Origin of the sequence: Mesorhizobium sp. WSM4311 (assembly GCF_002295115.1) — a bacterium.
Classification (GTDB): Bacteria; Pseudomonadota; Alphaproteobacteria; order Rhizobiales; family Rhizobiaceae; genus Mesorhizobium.
The window spans coordinates 388,114-409,462 of the sequence record NZ_NSFV01000004.1; the positions used below are offsets into that span (position 1 = coordinate 388,114).

Sequence of the window (21,349 nt, forward strand, 5' to 3'; positions counted from 1 at the left end):
TCGGGGGCGCGGCGGACTCAAAATATCCAGTGCTTGACGAAAGCCTTGTTCAGCTAAACAAGGTGGCGCTGATGCCTGTAGTCACGGAATCGTTCTGAATGCCATCCGAATTGGACCCCCTGCCTGGCACAAAGCCCCAGGCGTCAGCATTGAACGGCACAGGCGCGCAACCAGCTGTCTGCCAGCCCGGGCGGGCGACCCAGAAGCGTACGCTGGTCGTGTCGCACGACCCGGGCTTTCCGCCGGCTTCAGGCGCGGATCTGAGAAACTATCGCAACGCCGAAGCGGCCGCCAGGTTCGGACCGGTGTGCCTGGTTTCGGTGAAGCCGAACAATGCAAGGAATGCGCCTGATCCATTGATCCGGGTCGAGGCCCTGTCGATCGAGGGGGAGCCTCGCACGGCCTCGATCGGTTGGTGGCGCTCAAGGGTGGAGAATCGCATACCGCGTTCCGCGCTGACCCGGCTTGAAGCACTCGTCCGTGAATTCCGCCCTGACACCATCATTGTCGAGGGGGTCGGCCTGTTCAAGCTGCTGCGGCCGCTGCGGCCGCTGGCGGAGCAGCTCATTCTCGACATGCACAATGTCGAGTCCGACCTGGCCGGACAGATCAGGCGTCTCAGTGCCAAGCGAAGCGCGGCAGCATTCGGCGTCCGGTTCCTCGAGAGAAAAGCACTGTCCCTTGTCGACAGGGTATGGGTCTGCTCGAACCTCGATCGCCAGAAGCTGATGACGCTTTCCCGGCACAAGATCCCGATCGACGTTGTTCCGAACGGAATTCCGCAGCCCGGGGACAGTCGCGCGCGCCTGCCCGCCGAGCCGCCGACCGACAACGGCTTTCCGGTGATCGTGTTCATCGGCCATCTCGCCTACCCGCCAAACATCGATGCCGCCCAGCGGCTGGCCAGTGTCATATTGCCCCGTATCCGAAACGCCCTGCCGGATGCCAGGCTCGTCCTGGCGGGACGCACCCCGCGACCGGAAGTGCAGGCATTGGCCAGCTTGCCTGGTGTGGAGCTCATCGAAGATCCCGCGGATGTCGCGCCGCTGTTGTCCAGCGCGCATCTCACCATCGTCCCGCTGACGGCGGGTGGCGGCACACGCATCAAGATCCTGGAAGCAATGGCCGCGGGCGTGCCGGTGATCGCCACGCCGATCGCGGCCGAAGGCCTGGATCTGGTCGAAAATGACGAGGTGTTGCTGTCTCAATCCGACGAAACGCTTGCCGAGATGACCATCGGACTCTGTCTCGATCCCGAACGCAGGGCGCGGCAACGCCTTCGGGCGCATCAGGCGGTATGGGCAAGGTTCGGCCCGCAAGCGATCCGCGATGCCGTTCGTGACGGGCTTGGACCAAACGGCGCTGCTGGATGATTCCGGCAATCCTGCACCAGACCTGGAAGAGCGACGCCATTCCCGCGCGCTTCCAGGCATATGCAGACAGCTGGAAGCGGCACAATCCGCACTGGACGGTGATGTTCTGGAGCGACCGGATGCTGCTCGAATTCGTGGCCGAGCACTACCCTGATTTCCTGTCGATGTTCTGCGGCTACACGAGGGGCGTGCAGCGCTCGGATGCGGCCCGCTACATGCTGCTGCATCATTTTGGCGGGGTCTATGCCGACATCGACTGCGAATGCGTCGCGGCCTTCGATCCCATCATGGATGAGACCCGTGTCGTGCTGTGCAAGGAGCCGGCGTCGCATGCGGCCGTCCAGGCGGATTTCCGGGGCCTGCCCTATCTTCTGTTCAACGGAACAATCGCCAGCCCGCCCAGGCATCCGTTCTGGATGCATGTCCTGGCCATGATGCCCGGGCTCGCCGGCGCCAAGGACGTGCTCGACGCGACCGGTCCCTGCCTTTTGACCTCCGCCCAGCGCAGCTACGGCGATCAGGAAGCCTTGGCCATTCACCCTTCCGGCCTGTTCACGCCGGTGACGTCCGCGGGGAGCATGGAGCGTGAGGCCGGCGACGATACTGCGGCACTTTCGATCCATCACTGGGCCGGCACATGGTGGATCCCGGAGCCGCCACCGAGATGGACGACCAGGCTGCGCAATCAAGCCTATCGGCTCCGGTTCCAGCTGACGCGCGGCGCGTATCTGGATGAGGCCGAGGCCAAAGCCGGCGTCGACAAGGCGGTTCTGGCGGCGCCGCCGCCTTCAGGCCAGAACATCGCCGTTCTGGTGCCGCTTCGCGACGCCGCCGACCTCATCCAACCCTTTCTCGATGCGCTGGACGGGCTCGACTACCCCAAGGACAGGCTCAAGCTGGTCTTCTGCGAAGGCGACAGCCTGGATGGCAGCTGGGAACGGCTGCAGGCCGCGACGGCGGGACTGGCCGGCAAATATCGCGATATCGTGCTGCTGCAACGACATGTCGGCACCAGGCTGGACAGGGCAAAACGGGCCAAGCCGAGGATGCGACGCGTGAGGCGCGGCGCGATTGCCAAGGTGCGAAATTACCTCATCGACCACGGGCTGAAGGAAGACGACGACTGGGCGCTGTGGATCGATATCGACGTCTGGCGCTTTCCCGGCGATGTGCTGAACCGGCTGATCGCCACGCGGCATCGCATCGCTGTGCCCAACTGCGTGAAGATCGCCGGCGGCAGCAGCTTCGACCTCAACAGTTTCGTTATCCGACGGCAGACCAGGGATTATCGCTATTACCGCGAGATACGCGGCGGTCTGCACCAGCCTCCCAGGGAGACACCATATCGATATCACCTGAGCGATGTCAGGCATCTCGACATCATCGGCCTCGATGCGGTCGGCGGGACCATGCTTCTGGTCGATGCCGCTCTGCATCGCGGCGGCCTTCGCTTCCCTGAAATTCCCTACCGCGACCTGATCGAGACCGAAGCCTTTGGGGTGCTCGCCAACGATCTCGGCATCCGGCCGGTCGGCCTGCCGAAGCTGGAGATCCTACACGTCCCCTGGTGAAGCGGCAGCCTGCCGAAGTTCCTGCCTGAGGGGTTCCAGATAGGCCTGCGGCCGCAGGCGCCGCCACAAATATTCCCGGTCCGTCAGATGCGCGGCCTTGCCGATCCAGCGCTGTGGCGCTTCTGGATCCCTGACCTCGTGCCAATCCTCGACAATGATGACCGGCAAGCCTTCGTAGAGAGGATCGAGCGGCGAGGTCTTGGTCACCACGATGCACCCGAGATATAGCAGCTCCCATGTGCGGTGGCAGTCGAGGCCGTTTCCCGTGGTCGAAAGCACGAGCGGATATTGCGAATACAGCTGCCAGATGCCGCGCTGCGAAACGCGTCTTTTTAGGAAGTCGACATGCGGGCATCCGTCCAGGACATCAAGCAATTCCCGACGCTCGCTCGAGCCGCTGCTGACGCTGAAATCACAGAATATCCTGGGCTGACGACGATCCGCATTGCCTTGCCGGCCGCGCAGGGTTTGCAGTTGCCGCACCAGTCCGGCAGGCGTCGCAAGGGAGCGTGGCGTATGGAGGTCCAGCCCGATCGGGAACGGATTGATCCGGGGATGAACGCCATCGCAGTTCTGGCTGTACCAGGACACCAGATAGGGGTTGGCGAGAAGCCGCTCGACGGTGTCCTTCGCCAGGTCCGACGGCACCGAGGCATCGCCGTCTGTCGTCAGCAGGATGAAGGGAGCCTTGATGGTCGGCAAGACGACCCGGGTGAACGTATCGAGGTCGCAGTTTCGCCGCTCCCTGGCCAATGTGCTCAGCCGCACCCAGACGATGCCGTGCGCGCCACTGTAGTGGTCGCGGAAAAAGGCCTCGCTCTGCGTCGATTCGGTCGGCGCGTTGCGATACCACTCGGGTCCGGCGAAGTCGCAGAAGCAAGCGATGCCTTGCGACCACAGCACGGACGGAACGCCGAGAGATCTCAGCGCCCAGGACCGCACCGCCTTTTTGAGTTTTGCCCGCCAACGCGACATGCCCATCGGCAAGGCTTAGCCCAGACACCGTCGCGCCTGCAATGTCCCAGTTCCCGCCCGAACGTCAGCCGTGGAGTTCCCGGGAAATCGGCGGGCCGACCGAAAATCCGGAGAATGTGACCTCGAAACCCTCGCGCTGCGGCGAACAGCACATCATGCCGACATCGACCGTCTTCGAGATCGGAAAATAGGCGAGCCGCACCGGCTTCCAGCGACCGTCCGAAGTGTCGAGATACTGGACGCGGATCGCCTCGCCGTGGCGGGTCAGACGGATGCTGACCCCGTTCGGACCGGCATGAATGGCGACCAGCGACCAGTCCGATGTGTCGTTGGTGACGACGACGGAGAAATAGGCAAGGCCGTCGGTGTATTCGATGCCAGCCTTGATCCAATGCGTTTGGCCGAGCCGGACCATCAGTCCGGCCTGGTCATAGAGCACCTTGTAGTCGCCCTTGACGGTGACTTCGGCGGTGAAATCGCCCTCGACCGGCCGATGCAGGAAATGGCCGTTGTCGCGCCAGAAACCGTAGAAGGTCTCGCGCCAGAAATCGGTCTCCTTGCCGGTGCGCACGCGCACCGCATCGCCGTCGATGGCGTGATGCGGCGGCGGGTTGAGCCAGGTCAGGCCCTGCAATGTCATCGCCTCATGCCGGTTCCGTGGTGAAGGTCGCCGGCCCGACAGGCCGGCGCCCGATCAGCCCGCGAATGTATAGGCGGTCTTTACCGTGGTGTAGAACTCCATGGCATAGCGGCCCTGTTCGCGCGGGCCGAAGCTCGAGCCCTTGCGGCCGCCGAAGGGAACATGGAAATCGACGCCCGCCGTCGGCAGGTTGACCATCACCATGCCGGCCTCCGAATTGCGCTTGAAGTGGGTGGCATGTTTCAGGCTCGTGGTGCAGATGCCCGAGGTGAGCCCGAAAGGCGTGTCGTTGGCGACGGCAAGCGCCTCGTCAAAATCCTTGACGCGGATGACGCTGGCGACTGGGCCGAAAATCTCCTCGCGCGAGCTGCGCATGCCATTGGTGGCTTCGGTCAGCAGGGCCGGGCTGAGGTAGAAGCCGGGCGTCTTGCGGTCGAGCCGTTCGCCGCCGAAGGCGAGCGTGGCGCCCTCCCTGACGCCGATGGCGATATAATCCTCGTCCTGCTTCAGCTGGGTCGCGTCGACGACCGGGCCAATCTGGGTCTGCGCATCGAGCGCATCACCGATCACCAGCTTGCCCATCCGCTCCTTCAGCGCATCGACGAAACGGTCATGGATACCTTCGGTCACGATCAGCCTGGACGAGGCGGTGCAGCGCTGGCCGGTCGAGAAGAAGGCGCCGTTGAGCGCGCAATCGACGGCGACCGCGAGATCGGCGTCGTCGAGCACGACCAGCGGGTTCTTGCCGCCCATTTCGAGCTGGAACTTGCGCATATGCTCGACACTTGCCGCGGCGACGCGTTTTCCCGTGCCGACCGAACCGGTGAAGGTGATGGCGTTGACATCGGGGCTATCCAGCATCGCCTGGCCGACCACCGAGCCCTTGCCCATCACGAGGTTGAGCACTCCCTTGGGCAGGCCGGCGCGGTGCAGGATATCGACGATGGACCAGGCGCTCTCCGGAACCAGCTCGGCCGGCTTGAAGACGATGGTGTTGCCATGGGCGAGTGCCGGCGCGATCTTCCAGGCGGGGATGGCGATGGGGAAATTCCACGGCGTGATGATGCCGACCACGCCGACAGCCTCCCGGGTGATCTCGACGCCGACGCCCGGCCGCACGCTCGGCACCATCTCTCCGGTCAGGCGCAATGTTTCGCCGGCAAAGAAATCGAATATCTGGGCGGCGCGGATGGTCTCGCCAATGCCTTCGGCCAGCGTCTTGCCTTCCTCACGCGCCAGATTGCGGCCGATCTCGTCCTTGCGCGCCATGATCTCGTCGGATGCCTTTTTCAGCACCGCATGGCGGGCCAATGGACCGGAGCGGGACCATGAAGGAAACGCCGCCTTGGCCGCCGCGATTGCCTGCTTGGCCTGGTCGACCCCAGCCGAGGCATATTCGCCGACGACGTCGCCGGTGTCCGAAGGGTTGATGTTGCGGGAGCCGGCATCGCCGACCCATTCGCCATCGATGAGGTTCTTTCGAAACTGTGCCATATCTGGTCTTTCCTGCTGGTTGGCCGCGCGGCGGCATCTGTGTGAACTGGTATTTGCCAGACAAATGCCCTGCGGGAAAGCACGCACTGGTCGAACAGCCGCGACAAAAATCCCCGGGCCAGCCGTTGCAGCCAGCCCGGCTGGTATCCGCGGAGCGTTGTTTCCGACCAGGCGAGTTGCCCTGCACACCTATGTCCATAGCCTTGATTTGGCTGATGCGGCGTGTCATGCGTCGTACAGATGGCAGCACTCGAAACGACGATCCAGCGCGCCGGCGCCACCGGCAACATCAAGGCCACGCGTGAAGACTGGCTGAAGTTGGCGCTTGAGACACTGATCTCGGATGGTGTCGAACGCGTCCGCGTGCTGACACTTGGCCAGCAGCTCGATGTCTCGCGATCCAGCTTCTACTGGTATTTCAAAAGCCGCCAGGATCTGCTCGACCAGCTGCTGGACTATTGGCGGCAGACCAACACAAGGTTCATCGTCGAGCGCGCCTCGCGGCCTTCCGCGACCGTCATCCGCGGCGTGATGAGCATTTTCGAATGCTGGGTGGACGAAAGGCTGTTCGATCCCCGGCTGGACTTCGCGATCAGGGCCTGGGCCCGGCGCTCACCCACCATCAGGCGCGCGCTCGACGAGGCCGACGAGGAGCGCGTCAATGCCATACGCGACATGTTCAAGCGTCATGGCTATGAGGACGAGGACGCCTTCGTGCGCGCTCGCGTCCTCTATTTCATGCAGATCGGCTATTACTCGCTTGAGCTCAATGAGCCGATGAGCACCCGTCTCGCGCACGTCGCCTCCTATCTGCGCAGCTTCACCGGCCAGGAGCCTCCGGCGGAAGATGTCGAGGACTTCGCTCGATACGTCGAGAAGACGCTTTCTGGCAAACGATAGACGCAGTCGCCGGCCGGCCCTGACCCGACAGTTTTCCAGACGCGATCCGTAGAGCGCGCACCCCCCATTGCCAGCATCGCGCAAGGGTTCGACTGTATGATCTCCATTCATGAATCGAATTCGCAGTTTTGCCGGAGCAATTGCCGATCATGGTCCAAAAGCATACGAGCCGGTCATCCCCCCATCCCTGGATCGACACTGTCTGGCAAACCGTGTGTTTAAGAGACGGGATTTACAAAGCCACACCGGACGGTTCGTGGGATCTGATCCGCAGCGTCGCGCCTGACGGGATTTCCGTGGTGTTCTTGAGCGGCCAGGCAACCGAGCCGGTCGACGTGCCATATGTCGAGGGTGAGCACTCGGTTGTCATCTCATTTGCCGCCCATGTCTATCTTGCGCGCGACATGGAGGTGCGAACCGGCGCGGCGGTCCGTTTTCTGGGTGTAGAAGGGGACGAATTTCTATTGGATGGCGTGGAACTGCCGTTACCGACTTTCCTGAACGCTGAAGCTCTTGTCGACGAGATGATCGCGGCAGGGCTGCTTGCGTCCGACGACGTCGTGGCCAGCGCCTTTACCGAGAAGCCCAAGGCCGCCTCCAAACGCTCCGTGCAACAGCATTTCAAAAACACCACCGGCATTACGCAGAAGGATTTCCAGTTAATCCGCCGCGCCCAGGAAGCGGTTCGGCGTTTGAAAGCCGGCCATAGTGCCACAGCCGTGGCTTTCGATCTTGGCTATACGGATCAACCGCACATGATCAAATCCATAAAGAGGATCATGGGTTCTCTGCCCTCAAACCTCGATGCGGTTCACAAGATCTGACGCCGGGCGAAGGTTTCGCCCGGCGGATTCACGGCGCTATTTCGTGACGAGTGCGGCGAATTGCTTGATGTCTTCGACATAGAATGCGGGATCTTCCCACGCGGCGAAATGGCCCGCTTTCTCCATATCGTGAAATTGCGCGACATTTCCCGAGGTCTGGCGGTCCGCCCATTCGCGCGGCAAGCGAACGCCGCCCGGGATCGGCACTTCGGTCGCCACCGCCACCGGCACCCCCGTGTTGTTTCCCTTGATGGTCGGCTGCTGCATCGCGTTCTGATTGTAAATGCGGAAGGACGAGGCCGCCGTTTCCGTCAGCCAATAGATCATGATGTTGGTCAAAAGCTCGTCGCGACCAAATCTGGCGTCGGCCTCATCGCCGACCCCCATCCCGGCCATGAAGCTCATGATCCATGCGGCAAGTCCGACGGGCGAATCGTTCATGGCGAAGGCGATGCTTTGCGGCTTTGTCGCCTGGACCAGATTAAAGGCGCCGTGCATGAAGAACCATTGCTGGATCGCGCCGGCATAACCTTGCTCCGGCCCGCTGAGGGCGCCAAAATCCGTGGTCTGGTCCGGGTAGCCCACATCGGTCAGGTGGGAGCCGATAAGCTTGTCCGGGTGGCGCTGCGCCAGCGACATGGCGATTACCGACCCCAGGTCACCGCCAGCCACGATGAAGCTGTCGTAACCCAGGATGTCATTCATGAGGTTTGCAAAAATGTCGGCCACCTTGTCGGCGGGCAGAGCCGTTCTGCCGGAGAAGCCGGTCCCCGGAATGGACGGCACGACGACGTGAAACTCCTCCGCCAGGGCATCCACGACCTTGTGATAGCGGTAAAAACTGTCCGGCCAGCCATGCAGCAGAAGGATTGCCGTCGCGCCCTTCTTTCTCGACGGCTGATGGACGAAATGGAGGTCGATGCCCTCGATATCGACCTTGTAATTCGGCAATGCGTTCAGGCCCGCTTCGGCCTTTCGCCAATCATAGTCATGGAGCCAGTAGTCGGTCAGCTTCTTCATGTAATCGAGATTTGTGCCAGTCATCCATCCCGCTCCGGCGGGCTCATCCGGCCAGCGGGTGTGGCTCAGGCGCGTCGTGAGATCGGCGAGCTGGTCATCGGAAACGGCAATCTTGAACGGGGTCGGCTTGGCCATTGTCGTGTTCTCCTGTGAGAAGGCGCTGCGATCGGCGAGACCGCCGAGAAGGGCTGCCGCGATGAGGCTTTTGGCAAATTCGCGGCGGTTCATTCTCGCAGCTCCTTGTTCTTTTTCGATGGAGCCAAAGTATGGGAACGGCGGCAGCGCGGATTGTAAATTTGCGCAATTCATCCGGACGAGACGAGCACGCGACAGGTCTCATTCTCGCGCCCGTTGAGGCATGAGGGATGCACGACGAAACGGTATGCGGTGCGGCGTTCCGCCACCCGGCAACAGAGGATGGAGGCTGACGAATATTCCGCTTTTCTAGAGGGTGAACGACCAGAACAGGCAGGCGAGCGTCGCGGCGGCGAAGACCACGAAGAACAGGCTGCGCAACAGCACGTTGCGGCGCAGTTCGTTCATGACGAAGTGACAGCCGACGATGGCGACGGCAAACAGGAACCGCCAGTTCAGCAAGGCCAGGAGAGCGCTGCCCTGGCCGAAGGCCCATCGGGCGAGAAGGCCGCCGACGATGGTGGCAAACAGCGCGATCACCGTCCAGAAGATCGCGTCGGCCGCATGGGTAAGGACGATGCTGGCCGCGCGGATCGGCAGGATCATCATCAACAGCGCGCTGAAGAAGAAGACGGCGGCGAGCGGAATGAAGGTTCCGGCATCGGCGATGCCGTCGAGCCGCCTGACGCCGATCGCGCCATAGGGATAGCCGTGACGGGCCACCGCCAGGCTCAGCGCCATGAGCAGGGCGGTCAGCACGGCAACGAGTGCGAAGGTCGTGAGGGCTTTGCTCATGGTGTTCCTGTCCCGGACGAATCAGACAGGAACTTTGTAGCGGGCGGTCGTAAATTGCACGTAAGCGACGGCACCACCGGTGCCGATTTCAATCGGTGAAATCCGCTGTCGGGCCGCTATTCGGCGGCGACCCTGCCTGTCGAGCGATTGGCCAGCACGAAGCCGACCTCATCCACCGCCTGCGCCGCGCGCTTCAGGATCGCCTCGGAGCGCAGCACGCCGTCGGTGAAATCCTTGTCGGTGGCATAGACGGCTGTCGGCAAGGCAAAGGCCTCGAAGAAACCGAACAGCGGCCGCAGCTGATGCTCGACGATCAAGGCATGGCGCTCGCCGCCACCGGTCGCTGTCAACAGGACGGGCTTTCCGCGGAGTGCTGCCGGGTCGATCAGGTCGAAGAAGTGCTTGAACAGGCCGGTATAGCTGCCCTTGTAGGTCGGCGAACCGACCACCAGCGCATCAGCGGCGAGGATCTGCGCCAGGATCGGCTGCGCCTGGCTGTCGAGGTCGCGCGCCCACCGTGCGCTGCCGAGCGATGGACCGAGATCCTCGACATCGTAGGTGACAGCCGACAGGCCATGGCGCGCGGCGATGTCCCTGGTGACCAATTCGACGAAGGAGCGCGTCTTTGACGGCCGGGTGATGTTGCCGGAAAAACCGACGACTGTGGGGTTTGACATGGCAGTGGGCCTCTCGGATGTCGAAGTTGGAAATGGCGGGCCACATGGCCCGCCGAGGGAAATCAGCTCCAGGCGTGCAGCGGCGGGTTTTCGCCATTGAGGAAATATTTGCCGAGAATCGAGTACTTCCAGCGTACCGGATCGTGCAGCGTGTGGGTGCGGGCATTGCGCCAATGCCTGTCGAGATTGTGCTCGGCCAGCGTCGAGCGGGTGCCGGCCAGTTCGAACAGACTGTTGGTGGCGGCAATGGCGATCTCGGTCGACAGGATTTTTGCTTCCGCCGTGACGATCTGCGCATGCGCCACCGTTTCGGCGGTCGGCTCGGCCACCGCCTTGTCGATCGCCAGGCCCGCTTTTTCGAGCAGTGCCTGCGCAGCGTGCAGGCGCAATGTCAGGTCGCCGACCGCCTGGATGGTGTAGGGGTCGTCCCAGGCATTGTCGACGCCGCTGTCGATCCAGGCGCGGCTTCTGGTCCTGACGAAGTGAACCGTTTCGTCGATGGCTGCCTGGGCGATGCCGGTGTCGACCGCCACCTGGATGATCTGGAAGATGGCGCCGTCGGCGGTCGGTCTGTCGTAGCCCTTGTAGCCGGGCACCAGAAAAGTCTTCGGCACCTTGACGTTGTCGATGATGACGGTGCCGGACAAGGTCGTGCGCTGGCCGAAGCTCGACCAGTCGTCGATGACGGTCAGGCCTGGCGCTGCCCGGTCGGCAATCGCATACCAGGCGCGGCCCTCGTCATCGAGCGCCACGATCGGCACCAGATGGGCAAGCAACGCGCCGGAGGAATAGAATTTGCGGCCGTTGACGACGACATGGTCGCCGGCATCGGTGAAACGGGTCTCGAAATCGGCGGCGCGCTTGGAACCGAACTCGGAAAAGGCGTTGCCGAACCGCGTGCCTTTCAGCACCTCGGCGAACAGCAGCTTCTGCTGGTCCGCGTCGGAAACGGTGCGGATCGCAGCGACGACGCCGAGATGGTTCTGGGCGATCTGGCCGATCGAGGAATCCGCAGCCGAGATGATCTCGATCACCTTGGCCAGCGTCGCATAAGACACCTCCGGTCCGCCGAATGCCTTGGGTACGTTGATCGACCACAGGCCGCTCTGCGAGAAGGCGTCGAGTTCGGCGACCGGCCAGATCCGCTCGCGGTCGCGCCGGGAGGAGTCCTTGACGAATTCGGCGGCGAGGGCGCGGGCGACCGCGATCGCTTCGGCATCATCCCGGATGATGTGGGCCGGCGCCGACGGCCTTGCGACCGGCGGCACGGCGGCGGAGGCGTGGTCTGTCTTGACGGTAGAGACGGTCATATTGCTGCTCCTCGAGATTTCGTTTCAGGCAACGGCATGGAGACGGGTTGGCTTCGCAGCCGGCGACGGTTGTTGGCCGAGATAGAAGGCGCGGACATCCTCGCGCTGGCGAAGATCGGCGGCCGCGCCGGCGAGAACAGAGACGCCGTTTTCGAGCACCGTGGCGTGGTCGGCATAGCGCAGCGCGACAGCGGAGTTCTGCTCGGCGACCAGGATCGACAGGCCGCTCTCGCGGTTCAGTTTCCTCAGCGTCTGAAAGATGTCCTGGACGATGAGCGGGGCGAGCCCCATCGACGGTTCGTCGAGGACCAACAGGCGCGGCCGCGACATCAGCGCCCGGCCGATCGCGGTCATCTGCTGTTCGCCGCCCGAGGTCAGGCCGGACAATGTCCGGCGCTTTTCCTTCAGCCGGGGAAAATAGGAATAGATCCGCTCAAGATCCGCGCTGATCTCGGTGCGGCGGCCGCTGCGGCCGATGCCGCCGGCGACCAGGTTTTCTTCGACGGTGAGGCTCTTGAAGCAGTGGCGGCCTTCCAGCACCGGAACCAGGCCATCGCGCACCAGGCTGCCCGGCTTGCGGCGTGAGACATCGGCGCCGTCATAGCGGATGGTGCCGGCGTTGACCTGTCCACGCTCGGCCGGCAGCAGGTTGGAAACGGCCTTCAGCGTGGTGGTCTTGCCGGCGCCGTTGGCGCCGAGCAGCGCCAGGATTTCGCCGCGCCTGATCTCGAAACTGACGCCATGCAGCGCCGTGATGGCGTGGTTATAGGTGGCATGGATCGTGTCGACCGCAAGGATGACGTCATTGTCCGGCATGGGGCTCTTCTTCCGCGGTTCGAAAACCGTAAGGAGCGGGCGCCGCGGAAGCTGTCCGTGGCGCCCGGCAGTGGCTGATCAGTTGGTGGTCACGGCGTTGGCATCATCGGCGGTGCGCAGCTTGATGCCCTTCTCGGCGGCATAGGCCTCGGCCGACTTCTCGATGATTGGCCGCAGCAGCGCCCAGTCCGGCGCGATCCAGTCGGAGACGACGTTCCACTTCTGGCCGTCCCACTGCTGGAAGGTCACGTAGCCCTCGCCCTCGTGATTGTCCCAGCTGACGTTGATCGAGTGGAACAGGTCCTTGGCGCCAAGCGCCTCGACCTTGGCCGGGTCGAGCTTGAGATGTTCGAAGCCCCAACGGACTTCGTCGCCGGTCAGCGTGCGGTGGCCGAACTTCTCCTGCGCGACGCGGATCGCCTCGACATTGAGGATGCCGTTGACGATGCCGAGATTGTGGTAGACCGAGCCGATGCGCGACTTGTCTTCCAGATTGCCCTTGCCGGCGCCGTAGACCGTCTTCACGATCTCCTGCACCACCGGATAGGTGTTGCCGGAGGCCTGGGTGGTGATGGCGGTGTAACCCTTGGCGGCATCGCCGGCCGGGATGACGTCCTCTTCCGAATTCGACCAGACATTGCCGACGATGTGGTCGACGGGATAGCCGACCTTGACCGCCGTCTTCAGCGCCACCGGGTTCATCACGCCCCAGCCGCGCAGCACGACAAAGTCGGGCTTGGCGCGGCGGATGGTCAGCCACTGCGACTGCTGCTCGTTGCCGGGATGCGGCACTTCGATCTGCTGGACGGTGAAGCCGTATTTCTGCGCCAGCAGTTCGTAGATCGGGATGGTTTCCTTGCCGTAAGGCGAGCCGTGATAGAGCACGGCGATCTTCTTGCCCTTGAGCTTGTCGATGCCGCCTTCCTTTGCGGCGATGTAGTTCACGATTCCGGACGTCTCGCTATAGGGGTTGAGCAGTAGCGGGAAGACGTAAGGGAAAACGCGGCCGTCGGTGGAATCGGTGCGGCCGTGGTTGACGGTGATCAGCGGCACCTTGTCGGCCGTGATGCGGTCGATCATGGCATAGGCGATGCCGACCGAAAGCGGATTCCAGGCGGCGGCGCCGGCATGGCTCTTCTGCCGCTCATAGCATTCGACGCCGCGCTCGACCTCGTACCGGGTTTCGCATTCGTCCCAGGTCAGCTTGACGCCGTTGACGCCGCCGTCGCGGATGTTGATGAGGTTGAGATAATCGATGAAGCCGCCGAAGAAGCCGGTGCCGCCGGCCGCGTAGGGACCGACGCGATAGCTCTGCAGCGGAAAGTATTGTTCGTCGGCGTGGGCCGATGGCAAGGCCACCGACACGATCATCGCCGCGGACAGCGCCGCCGCCTTGATTGTGCTGAGGAAAGTCATGGTCGAGATACTCCCGGTATGGGCCGTCTTGGTTCGGCCTCTGGTTCATTTTCCGATTCAGTTCGATGCGGGTTGCCCCGCAGGCTCATGTCGACTGCCAGGCGAGCAGGAGCCGTCTTCGGACCCTGTCCCACAGGGCCACCAGCCCGTCCGGTTCGAGGATCAGAAACAGGATGATGAGAGCGCCGAGCACGATGCGCTGGCTCATGTCGAGGACGCCCGAGTCGAAGACATCGCCGAGCAGGAAGCCGCCGAGACGCGACAAGCCAAGCGGAAAGACGACGATCAGGGCGGCGCCGAAGAAGGCGCCACGGATCGAGGCCAGGCCGCCTATGATGATGATGAACAGGATCTGGAACGAGCGGTCGAGATCGAAGCCGTCCGGCTCGACGGTCCGCAGATAGGCGAAGGCCCAGATGACGCCGGCAACGCCGATGATGAAGGACGAGATGGCGAAGGCCAGCAGCTTGGTCTTCAGCACCGGGATGCCGATGATGCGGGCGGCGGTTTCATTGTCGCGGATGGCGATGAAGTTGCGCCCGGTCTGCGATGTGACCAGACGGTGGGCGAGGAAGGTGAGTATGCTGACGATGGTCAGCGCGAAGAGATAGCGGCCGACGGCGCCATCCAACGCAACGCCGCCGATAGACAGCCGCGGCGCGTCGATGACACCGGACGCCGAGTCGTTGGAGAACCAGCTGAACTTGGTCAGCGCCCATTGCACGAAGAACTGCGCGGCGAGCGTCGAGACCGCGAGGTAGAAGCCTTTCAGCCGCAGGCTTGGCAGGCCGAAGACGATGCCAATCGCGGAGGCGACGATACCGGCGAGGACAATGCTGCCGATCAGTGGCAGGCCTTCGACCCTCAGGTTGAAATTATAGGCGGCGAAGGCGCCCGTCGCCATGAAGGCGGCGCTGCCCAGCGAGACCTGGCCGGCATAGCCGGTGAGGATGTTCAGCCCGACGCCGGCAAGGCCGAGCGCCAGGAACGGCAGCAGGATGGCCTCGAACAGATAGCTCGAGCCGATCAGCGGCACGACGCCATAGGCGAAGGCGAGCAGCAGGACGGGCGCGATCCATTTCGGCAGCACCGGTGCGGCGGAGGTGAGATCGCTTGTGATCACGGCCATGGCTCAGACCCTTTCCACGAGCTTCTGGCCAAACAGGCCCGAGGGACGGATCAGCAGGAAGGCGAGCGCCACGACATAGGCGAACCAGCTCTCGATGCCGCCGCCGAAATAGTCGCCGATATAGACCTCGGCGAGCTTCTCGCTGGCGCCGATCAAGAGGCCGCCGACGATGGCGCCGAGGATAGAATCGAAGCCGCCAAGCACCAGCACCGGCAGCGCCTTGAGCACCACCAGAGACAGGGAGAACTGCACGCCGAGGCGGGCGCCCCAGAGCAACCCCGCAACCAGCGCGACCAGGCCGGCGGCGGCCCAGACGGTTGCCCAGATCAGCGGCAGCCTGAGGCCGACCGCCAGGGCGGCGAACTGGTCGTCGGCGACGGCGCGGAAGGAGAGGCCGATGCGGGTATAGCGGAAGAACAGCGACAGCAGCAGAACCATGCCGGCGGCGACCAACGCGGCGAAGATGTCGAACTGGCTGATCAGCACGCCACCGACTTCCAGCGGCACATCCTCGATGCCGAGGTCGAGGCCGTGGACCTGCGTGCCCCAGATCAGCTGGGCGGCACCCTCGATGATGTAGGACAGGCCGAGCGTCGCCATGAACAGCGTGATCGGCGGCTTGTTGGTGAGCGGCCGCAGCACGGTGCGCTCGATGGCGACGCCGATGGCCACCATGATGGCGAAGGTGGCCGCCAGCGCCAAGGCGAAGGGAACACCGCGCTCAACCAGGCTGACGAAGGTCAGCGCCGCGAACAACAGCAGCGCGCCTTGCGCGAAATTCAGCACGCCTGATGTCTTGTAGATCAGCACGAAGCCGATCGCGACCAGCGAGTACATGACGCCGGAGAGCAGGCCGCCGACGAGCACTTCGATGAAGAACTGGTAGTCGAAATCGGCGATCATATGCCAGCCCCGTCCTCATTGTCGGAGGCGACGCCGAGATAGGCATCAATGACGCGCTGGTCGTTCCTGACCTCGTCAGGCGTGGCGTCGGCGATCTTGCGGCCGTAGTCGAGAACGGCGATGCGGTCGGACAGGCCCATGACGACGCCGACATCATGCTCGATCAGCACGACCGTGGTGGCGAAGCGGTCGCGCGCGGCGCGCACGAAACTTGCCATCTCGCTTTTCTCGCTTGCGGTCATGCCGGCCATCGGTTCGTCGAGCAGAAGCAGGCGCGGCTCAGCGACCAAGGCGCGGGCCAGTTCCACCCGCTTCTGCAGCCCGTAAGGCAGCGTGCCGGCGAGACGATCGCGGACCGCGGTGAGATCGAGGAATTCGAGGATGTGGTCGGCGCGGCTCAGGGAGTCGCGCTGCTCGCCAGGCGAGCGGCCGATGCCGAGCACCTGCCCGGCAAAATTGGAGCGGACCTTGTAGGCGAGGCCGGAGGCGACATTGTCGAGGACGCTGAGGCCCTTGAACAGAGCAAGGTTCTGAAACGTCCTGGCAACACCGAGATGCGCCAGCCGCTGTGTCGGCACCTGATCATAGCGGATGCCATCGAGCAGGACATGGCCTCTATCCGGCCGGTAGACGCCGCTGATGACGTTGATCAGCGAGCTCTTGCCGGCGCCGTTGGGGCCGATGATGGCGCGGATCTCGCCGGGGCGCACCGACAGCTCGATATCGGCCAGCGCGACTACGCCGCCGAACGACAGGCCGATGCCCTGCAGGACGAGCAACGGAGCGGCGGCATCCGCGATCGACCCTGTCGGCACGACGCCGACGACGGACGACTGGGGCGTTAACGGCAGGCCGCGCGCAAAGACTTCCGGCGCATAGACCGACGCGTCCATCATTCCAAGGGCGTAACTGGCCAAGGGCATTCCAATCGTCCTCGATTGCTTCACAGGCGCACGAATCCTCATCGCCGCCCGATCGATCGAGCGCGCTTGGGAACCTTCATTGGTGTGCAGGCCGGACTGACCGGCCTGCTTTTTGAAAAGGGTTATTCCGCTGCCAGCGATGCAGCCTGCTCGGCATTTTCCAGTTCGCGGACGAGGGGGATGACATGCTTGCCGAAATACTCGACCTCTTCCTGGAAGTGCAGGAAGCCGAGCAGGATGAGATCGGCGCCGGCGCGCTTGAGATCGACGATGCGCTCGGCGACCTGCCTTGGCGTGCCGATCAGGTTCGAACGGAAGCCGTCATTGTACTGGACCAGATCGTCGAAGGAGGATTTTGCCCAGTTGCCCTCGCCTTCCGGCGAGGCCTTGCCGGCATTCTTGACCTCGTGGCCGAAGGCGTTGACCGCTTCGGGGTTGGCCTTGGCGATGATTTCGGCGAGCACCGCCTTGGCCTCGTCCTCCGTCTCGCGGACGATGGCGAAGGCGTTGACGCCAACCTTGACCGAATGGTCGTTGGCCTTCGCCTTGGCCCTGATGTCATCCACCTGCCTGGCGATTTCGGCGGGCGTGTTGCCGTTGGTGAAGTACCAGTCCGAGACACGCGAGACCATGTCGCGCGCGGCACGCGACGAGCCGCCCTGGAAGATTTCCGGCAAAGGCTGCGGCGGCTTCGGCTTCAGTGAATATTCGTTGAAGCGGTAGAAATCGCCGCGGAAGGTGAAGCTGTCCTGTGTCCATATTCCACGCAAGGCGCGGATGAATTCTTCCGAACGGCGGTAGCGCTCGTCATGGTCGAGCCAATGCTCGCCGATGGCATGGAACTCGCCACGGAACCAGCCGGAGACGAGGTTGATGGCGACGCGGCCATTGGTCAAGTAGCTGATGGTGGCGAGTTGCTTGGCAGCCAGCGCCGGATTCCACGGCCCGGGCAGGATCGCGGCGATCACCTTCAGCGTCTTGGTGGCGGCCAGCAGATGATGGCTGAAGGCAACCGATTCATGCTGTTCGTCGGCGCCGTAGCCGGCGGTGAAACGGATCTGGCTCAGCGCATAGTCGAAGCCGACCTTCTCGGCAATCTGCGCCAGCTTGCAGTTGTATTCGGCCGAATGGTTGGTGCGCTGCTCGATGTTGGAAATCACCAGGCCGCCCGAAACATTCGGCACCCAATAGGCGAATTTGACCGCGTCGGTTGCTGCGTGTGCCATGAACTGTCTCCCTTTCAGGCCGTGTCGTTGATCGGTCCGGCGTGGCCGGATCTCGCCGATATTTATTATGTCTACTGATTATATATACAAAGTAGGATTTTCCGTTTTTGGCGGCCGCTTGGGACGGAAATACCAATTTTGGCCGGCCAGGCCGGCTTCGGCCTGTCAGCGGGCGGCCGCAACGTCGCTGGCATTGGCGCCAACCGCCTCGACGGACGGAAACCTGTCGACCAGCCTTGCGATCTCGGTCGCGACCATCTGGGCATGGCGGGCGACCTCTGGCAGGCCCATGAGTTCACCAAAGGTGCCCCGCGCCAGCGGCCCGGCGACGAAGAGCCCGGCGACCGCCTCGCCATCCCAGCCGATGGCGAGGCTGTCGAGATTTGTCTCGATGCCGAGTCCGTAGGCGTCGACCCTGATCAATCCGGTCTCGGCCAGGGAGCGCAGCGCCGGATTGAGCTGAAGCGCCTGCCCATGGGCAGGCCCTGTCGTGTTGATGACGGCATCGAAGCGCGCCGTCTCGATCCGTGTCTGGCCGCGCCGCTGAAAGCTGACCGCGAGGTTCTCGCCCTCGTCGTTCGACGCGACAAGCCTGGCGGCAATGGTGTCGAACGTGCCGGCAGCCTGGCGGCGGTCAAGGACGGAAGCAATTTGGGGGGCGATCCTGAAGCGATGCACGTCCCAGAACACACGCAGTTGGCGGACCAACCTTGCCCGTTCCGATGGAGCAAGGGCGGCCCACAGAACCGGCCCCTGCAGGCGCAGCTGGTCGAAGACGGACTGCCAGTTGACATTGGCCTGGCGCGCCGCCGCCAGCGTCGCGCGAATGTCGCGAAGCAGACCGAGCGCCGATGTGGCCGGCGCCGATGCGAAATCTCCGAAAGGTTCGCCCCGGACATCAGGATGGCCGCGCGAGCGCAGTCCGCGGCGCGACAGCGCCAGGATACGGCCGCGATGGCCGCGGCGATCGAGCTCTGCGACCATGTCGGCCGAGGTCAGCCCGGAGCCGACGATCAGCACGGAAGCGTCCGGCTCGATCCTGGCAAGTGCCGACGCTGCGTAGGGATCGGCGACAAAACCCGGCGCTTCGGCCAGGCAAGCAAGCGCTGCCGGGATTGCGGGGGCAGGATGCGTCGCGGCGAGGACCGCAATGTCGGCGATGACAGGTCCGGCGGAGGTTTGCACGGTCCAGCCCGCGCCATTGGCTTTGCGTGTCACGCCGGTGGCGAGACCGCCGACATGACGGACCGCGCCTGAAGCCAGACAGGGCGCGAGGTGCTCGGCGACATAGCGGCCGAACACACGCCGGCGCGGATAGGCGTCGTCATTCTTCCAGATCGCGTCCGCGTCACGTTCGAGTTCGCCGGAGCCGGCCAACCAGCGGGCAAAATGCTGCGGGTCGTCGGGAGCCATGCTCATTCTGACGGCCGGCACATTGACCCGGTGCGCCGGCTCTTCGCTGGAATAGGCCAGACCGCCGCCGAGCGCTGGGCGTGGCTCGATCACCGAGATCGACAGGCGCTCCGGCCGATGCGCCCGCGCAAGATGCCAGGCCAACGCCGCGCCGGAAAAGCCGCCGCCGATGATGGCGACGCGCAGTCGGCGGGCCGGAGGCAGCGCGTTCACGAGGCGCTGGCGAGCGACTTCGGCCGGTGGTCGCCGGCGATGGTCTCGCCGAACGGGCCGGTGTTGACGGATGAGCCGGCGGCTTTGACCGGATGATCGGTCGGCAATTTCGGCAGCACCAGTTCGCCAAAACGATAGGCTTCCTCCAGATGCGGGTAGCCGGACAGGATGAAGGTGTCGATGCCGAGGCGGCGATATTCGTCGATGCGCTCGGCGATGGTGTCGGGGTCGCCGACCAGGGCTGTCCCCGCGCCGCCGCGCACCAGGCCGACACCGGCCCACAGATTGGGCGCGATCTCGAGCTTGGCGCGGTCGCCGCCATGCAGCGCGCTCATCCGCGCCTGGCCGACCGAATCCATGCGGGCAAAGACTGTCTGGGCCGAAGCGATCGTCGCGTCGTCGAGGCGGCTGATCAGCCGGTCGGCGGCGGCCCAGGCCTCCTCGGTGGTTTCCCGCGCGATGACATGCAGGCGAATGCCGAAGGAAAGCTTGCGGCCGGCCTTCTCGGCCAGTTCTCGCACGGCGTCCAGCTTGCGCTCGACATCGGCGGGCGGTTCGCCCCAGGTCAGATATTTGTCGATCTCCTGCGCCGCAACCGTCGACCCGGCATCGGACGAGCCGCCGAAATAGAGCGGCGGATAGGGCGTCTGCACCGGCGGGAACAGCAGCCTGCCGTCCTCGATGTGGAAATGCTTGCCCTGGTGCTCGACCGTCTCACCGCTCAGCACGCGCTTGTAGATCCGCAGGAATTCCTGCGTCACCTCGTAGCGCTCGGCATGCGACAGGAAAATGCCGTCGCCCTTGTTCTCAAGCGGATCGCCGCCCGTTACGACATTGATCAGCAGGCGGCCATTGGAGATGCGGTCGAGCGTCGCCGTCATGCGCGCGGCGAGCGTCGGCGATTGCAGGCCCGGCCGCACGGCGACCAGGAAACGCAGCCGCTCGGTCAGCGGCACCAGCGCCGAGGCGATCACCCAGGAATCCTCGCACGACCGGCCGGTCGGCAGCAGCACGCCGTAGTAACCCAGCGTGTCGGCGGCCTCCGCCACTTGCGTCAGATAGGGCAGATCGACCGACCGGCTGCCCGCGGCGGTGCCGAGATAACGGCTGTCGCCATGCGTCGGCAGGAACCAGAGGACCTTGATGCGGTCCGGAATGTCGCGGGTCATTGCCTGCCTCCCGCGAGCCGGCGGCAATGGCGGTCTGTGCCTGGCGGGGTTGAGAGCGGACGCAGAGAGGCGGGCATGGCGGAGTCCTGTCCGGGAAAACAGATTGTCCGCACTTTGCTTATTCTATAAACTCTGTAGAGTTAGTTTATTCCAAATCCGCCGTTGAAATTGGAAATTCTCTTCGTTCGATCGAAGCCGCGCCTGATCCTCGGCAGCTCGCTGGCGTCAGGCCCTGGCGAATTGGAGAACACTGTTTGGCGATCCTTCCGACTCCTAGGTGTCATATTAGCCACAGGTAATGTGAATCAGCTATCCGGCCTTGCATCGTCGGCATAGGTGTCCCTTAATGGGTCACCGTGTCTGGCACCGTCATTGCACAGTCGGCAATGCCGGCGACATCTCTCACCCAGCAATCGGGGGGCAGATG

General features: G+C 63.8%; 19 protein-coding genes. 4 read left to right on the forward strand and 15 right to left on the reverse strand.

Annotated features, from left to right (window positions below; translation table 11 throughout):
- Positions 1 to 149 precede the first annotated feature (149 nt).
- Both CK226_RS12655 and CK226_RS12660 read left to right on the forward strand, forming a co-directional pair.
- Positions 150 to 1,373 carry a glycosyltransferase family 4 protein gene (locus CK226_RS12655; protein WP_095792026.1) on the forward strand — a complete coding sequence of 408 codons (1,224 nt, stop codon included), beginning with the start codon at positions 150 to 152 and terminating at the stop codon, positions 1,371 to 1,373.
- On the forward strand, positions 1,370 to 2,944 hold the full coding sequence (locus tag CK226_RS12660; RefSeq protein WP_095792027.1) for a glycosyltransferase: 1,575 nt from the start codon (positions 1,370 to 1,372) through the stop codon (positions 2,942 to 2,944). Before CK226_RS12655 ends, CK226_RS12660 begins: the two co-directional genes overlap by 4 nt.
- Here the strand turns inward: CK226_RS12660 and CK226_RS12665 are convergent.
- The 3 genes from CK226_RS12665 to CK226_RS12675 all read right to left on the reverse strand — a co-directional run bounded on the left by CK226_RS12665 (position 2,927) and on the right by CK226_RS12675 (position 6,053).
- The gene (locus CK226_RS12665; RefSeq protein WP_095789496.1) at positions 2,927 to 3,919 is read right to left on the reverse strand and encodes a hypothetical protein; all 993 of its coding nucleotides are present in this window, start codon (positions 3,917 to 3,919) and stop codon (positions 2,927 to 2,929) included. The genes CK226_RS12660 and CK226_RS12665 overlap by 18 nt on opposite strands.
- Positions 3,920 to 3,983: 64 nt before the next feature.
- The gene (locus CK226_RS12670) at positions 3,984 to 4,559 is read right to left on the reverse strand and encodes a DUF1349 domain-containing protein (protein WP_095792028.1); all 576 of its coding nucleotides are present in this window, start codon (positions 4,557 to 4,559) and stop codon (positions 3,984 to 3,986) included.
- A gap of 54 nt (positions 4,560 to 4,613) precedes the next feature.
- Entirely contained in the window at positions 4,614 to 6,053 is a 1,440-nt protein-coding gene (locus tag CK226_RS12675; protein ID WP_095792029.1) for an aldehyde dehydrogenase family protein, read from the reverse strand.
- 240 nt (positions 6,054 to 6,293) lie between these two features.
- On the opposite strand from CK226_RS12675, the gene CK226_RS12680 reads away from it, so the two are divergent.
- Both CK226_RS12680 and CK226_RS12685 read left to right on the forward strand, forming a co-directional pair.
- Positions 6,294 to 6,953, forward strand: coding sequence for a TetR/AcrR family transcriptional regulator (locus CK226_RS12680; RefSeq protein ID WP_179296377.1), 660 nt, complete (start codon positions 6,294 to 6,296; stop codon positions 6,951 to 6,953).
- A gap of 149 nt (positions 6,954 to 7,102) precedes the next feature.
- Positions 7,103 to 7,777 (forward strand): helix-turn-helix domain-containing protein, encoded by a 675-nt coding sequence (locus tag CK226_RS12685; protein WP_095792170.1) that lies wholly within the window; start codon positions 7,103 to 7,105, stop codon positions 7,775 to 7,777.
- 36 nt (positions 7,778 to 7,813) lie between these two features.
- Here CK226_RS12685 and CK226_RS12690 read toward each other — a convergent pair whose 3' ends face one another.
- The 12 genes from CK226_RS12690 to ssuD all read right to left on the reverse strand — a co-directional run bounded on the left by CK226_RS12690 (position 7,814) and on the right by ssuD (position 20,922).
- Entirely contained in the window at positions 7,814 to 9,025 is a 1,212-nt protein-coding gene (locus CK226_RS12690; protein WP_095792030.1) for an epoxide hydrolase family protein, read from the reverse strand.
- Between the two features lie 216 nt (positions 9,026 to 9,241).
- A complete protein-coding gene (locus CK226_RS12695; RefSeq protein ID WP_095792031.1) occupies positions 9,242 to 9,727 on the reverse strand; it encodes a hypothetical protein in 486 nt (161 codons plus the stop codon).
- 116 nt (positions 9,728 to 9,843) lie between these two features.
- Positions 9,844 to 10,404, reverse strand: a complete 561-nt coding sequence (msuE, locus tag CK226_RS12700) for an FMN reductase (protein ID WP_095792032.1) — start codon at positions 10,402 to 10,404, stop codon at positions 9,844 to 9,846.
- Between the two features lie 62 nt (positions 10,405 to 10,466).
- Positions 10,467 to 11,714, reverse strand: coding sequence for an SfnB family sulfur acquisition oxidoreductase (locus tag CK226_RS12705; RefSeq protein ID WP_095792033.1), 1,248 nt, complete (start codon positions 11,712 to 11,714; stop codon positions 10,467 to 10,469).
- A 24-nt stretch (positions 11,715 to 11,738) separates the two neighbouring features.
- Positions 11,739 to 12,530 (reverse strand): ABC transporter ATP-binding protein, encoded by a 792-nt coding sequence (locus CK226_RS12710; protein WP_095792034.1) that lies wholly within the window; start codon positions 12,528 to 12,530, stop codon positions 11,739 to 11,741.
- Between the two features lie 78 nt (positions 12,531 to 12,608).
- Complete coding sequence (locus CK226_RS12715; protein ID WP_095792035.1) at positions 12,609 to 13,946, reverse strand: ABC transporter substrate-binding protein; 1,338 nt, start codon at positions 13,944 to 13,946, stop codon at positions 12,609 to 12,611.
- Positions 13,947 to 14,031: 85 nt separating this feature from the next.
- Positions 14,032 to 15,075 carry a branched-chain amino acid ABC transporter permease gene (locus CK226_RS12720; protein ID WP_095789466.1) on the reverse strand — a complete coding sequence of 348 codons (1,044 nt, stop codon included), beginning with the start codon at positions 15,073 to 15,075 and terminating at the stop codon, positions 14,032 to 14,034.
- A gap of 3 nt (positions 15,076 to 15,078) precedes the next feature.
- The gene (locus CK226_RS12725; protein WP_095789465.1) at positions 15,079 to 15,978 is read right to left on the reverse strand and encodes a branched-chain amino acid ABC transporter permease; all 900 of its coding nucleotides are present in this window, start codon (positions 15,976 to 15,978) and stop codon (positions 15,079 to 15,081) included.
- Positions 15,975 to 16,901 carry an ABC transporter ATP-binding protein gene (locus CK226_RS12730; protein WP_095792036.1) on the reverse strand — a complete coding sequence of 309 codons (927 nt, stop codon included), beginning with the start codon at positions 16,899 to 16,901 and terminating at the stop codon, positions 15,975 to 15,977. Before CK226_RS12730 ends, CK226_RS12725 begins: the two co-directional genes overlap by 4 nt.
- A gap of 122 nt (positions 16,902 to 17,023) precedes the next feature.
- Positions 17,024 to 18,127: a dimethylsulfone monooxygenase SfnG gene (sfnG, locus tag CK226_RS12735; protein ID WP_095792037.1), complete on the reverse strand. Its 1,104-nt coding sequence runs from the start codon at positions 18,125 to 18,127 to the stop codon at positions 17,024 to 17,026.
- A 165-nt stretch (positions 18,128 to 18,292) separates the two neighbouring features.
- Positions 18,293 to 19,753, reverse strand: a complete 1,461-nt coding sequence (locus CK226_RS12740) for an FAD/NAD(P)-binding protein (RefSeq protein ID WP_095792038.1) — start codon at positions 19,751 to 19,753, stop codon at positions 18,293 to 18,295.
- Entirely contained in the window at positions 19,750 to 20,922 is a 1,173-nt protein-coding gene (gene ssuD / locus CK226_RS12745) for an FMNH2-dependent alkanesulfonate monooxygenase (RefSeq protein ID WP_095792039.1), read from the reverse strand. Before ssuD ends, CK226_RS12740 begins: the two co-directional genes overlap by 4 nt.
- Positions 20,923 to 21,349: the final 427 nt, after the last annotated feature.

What these genes read in the sequence shown, in the direction of transcription:
- CK226_RS12685 (WP_095792170.1), top strand. Translation starts at nt 7,103, where the DNA reads ATGGTCCAAAAGCATACGAGCCGGTCATCCCCCCATCCCTGGATCGAC.
- CK226_RS12730 (WP_095792036.1), bottom strand. Translation starts at nt 16,901, where the DNA reads ATGCCCTTGGCCAGTTACGCCCTTGGAATGATGGACGCGTCGGTCTAT.
- CK226_RS12675 (WP_095792029.1), bottom strand. Translation starts at nt 6,053, where the DNA reads ATGGCACAGTTTCGAAAGAACCTCATCGATGGCGAATGGGTCGGCGAT.
- CK226_RS12690 (WP_095792030.1), bottom strand. Translation starts at nt 9,025, where the DNA reads ATGAACCGCCGCGAATTTGCCAAAAGCCTCATCGCGGCAGCCCTTCTC.
- msuE (WP_095792032.1), bottom strand. Translation starts at nt 10,404, where the DNA reads ATGTCAAACCCCACAGTCGTCGGTTTTTCCGGCAACATCACCCGGCCG.
- sfnG (WP_095792037.1), bottom strand. Translation starts at nt 18,127, where the DNA reads ATGGCACACGCAGCAACCGACGCGGTCAAATTCGCCTATTGGGTGCCG.
- CK226_RS12725 (WP_095789465.1), bottom strand. Translation starts at nt 15,978, where the DNA reads ATGATCGCCGATTTCGACTACCAGTTCTTCATCGAAGTGCTCGTCGGC.
- ssuD (WP_095792039.1), bottom strand. Translation starts at nt 20,922, where the DNA reads ATGACCCGCGACATTCCGGACCGCATCAAGGTCCTCTGGTTCCTGCCG.
- CK226_RS12660 (WP_095792027.1), top strand. Translation starts at nt 1,370, where the DNA reads ATGATTCCGGCAATCCTGCACCAGACCTGGAAGAGCGACGCCATTCCC.
- CK226_RS12720 (WP_095789466.1), bottom strand. Translation starts at nt 15,075, where the DNA reads ATGGCCGTGATCACAAGCGATCTCACCTCCGCCGCACCGGTGCTGCCG.
- CK226_RS12670 (WP_095792028.1), bottom strand. Translation starts at nt 4,559, where the DNA reads ATGACATTGCAGGGCCTGACCTGGCTCAACCCGCCGCCGCATCACGCC.
- CK226_RS12665 (WP_095789496.1), bottom strand. Translation starts at nt 3,919, where the DNA reads ATGTCGCGTTGGCGGGCAAAACTCAAAAAGGCGGTGCGGTCCTGGGCG.
- CK226_RS12705 (WP_095792033.1), bottom strand. Translation starts at nt 11,714, where the DNA reads ATGACCGTCTCTACCGTCAAGACAGACCACGCCTCCGCCGCCGTGCCG.
- CK226_RS12680 (WP_179296377.1), top strand. Translation starts at nt 6,294, where the DNA reads ATGGCAGCACTCGAAACGACGATCCAGCGCGCCGGCGCCACCGGCAAC.
- CK226_RS12695 (WP_095792031.1), bottom strand. Translation starts at nt 9,727, where the DNA reads ATGAGCAAAGCCCTCACGACCTTCGCACTCGTTGCCGTGCTGACCGCC.
- CK226_RS12715 (WP_095792035.1), bottom strand. Translation starts at nt 13,946, where the DNA reads ATGACTTTCCTCAGCACAATCAAGGCGGCGGCGCTGTCCGCGGCGATG.
- CK226_RS12710 (WP_095792034.1), bottom strand. Translation starts at nt 12,530, where the DNA reads ATGCCGGACAATGACGTCATCCTTGCGGTCGACACGATCCATGCCACC.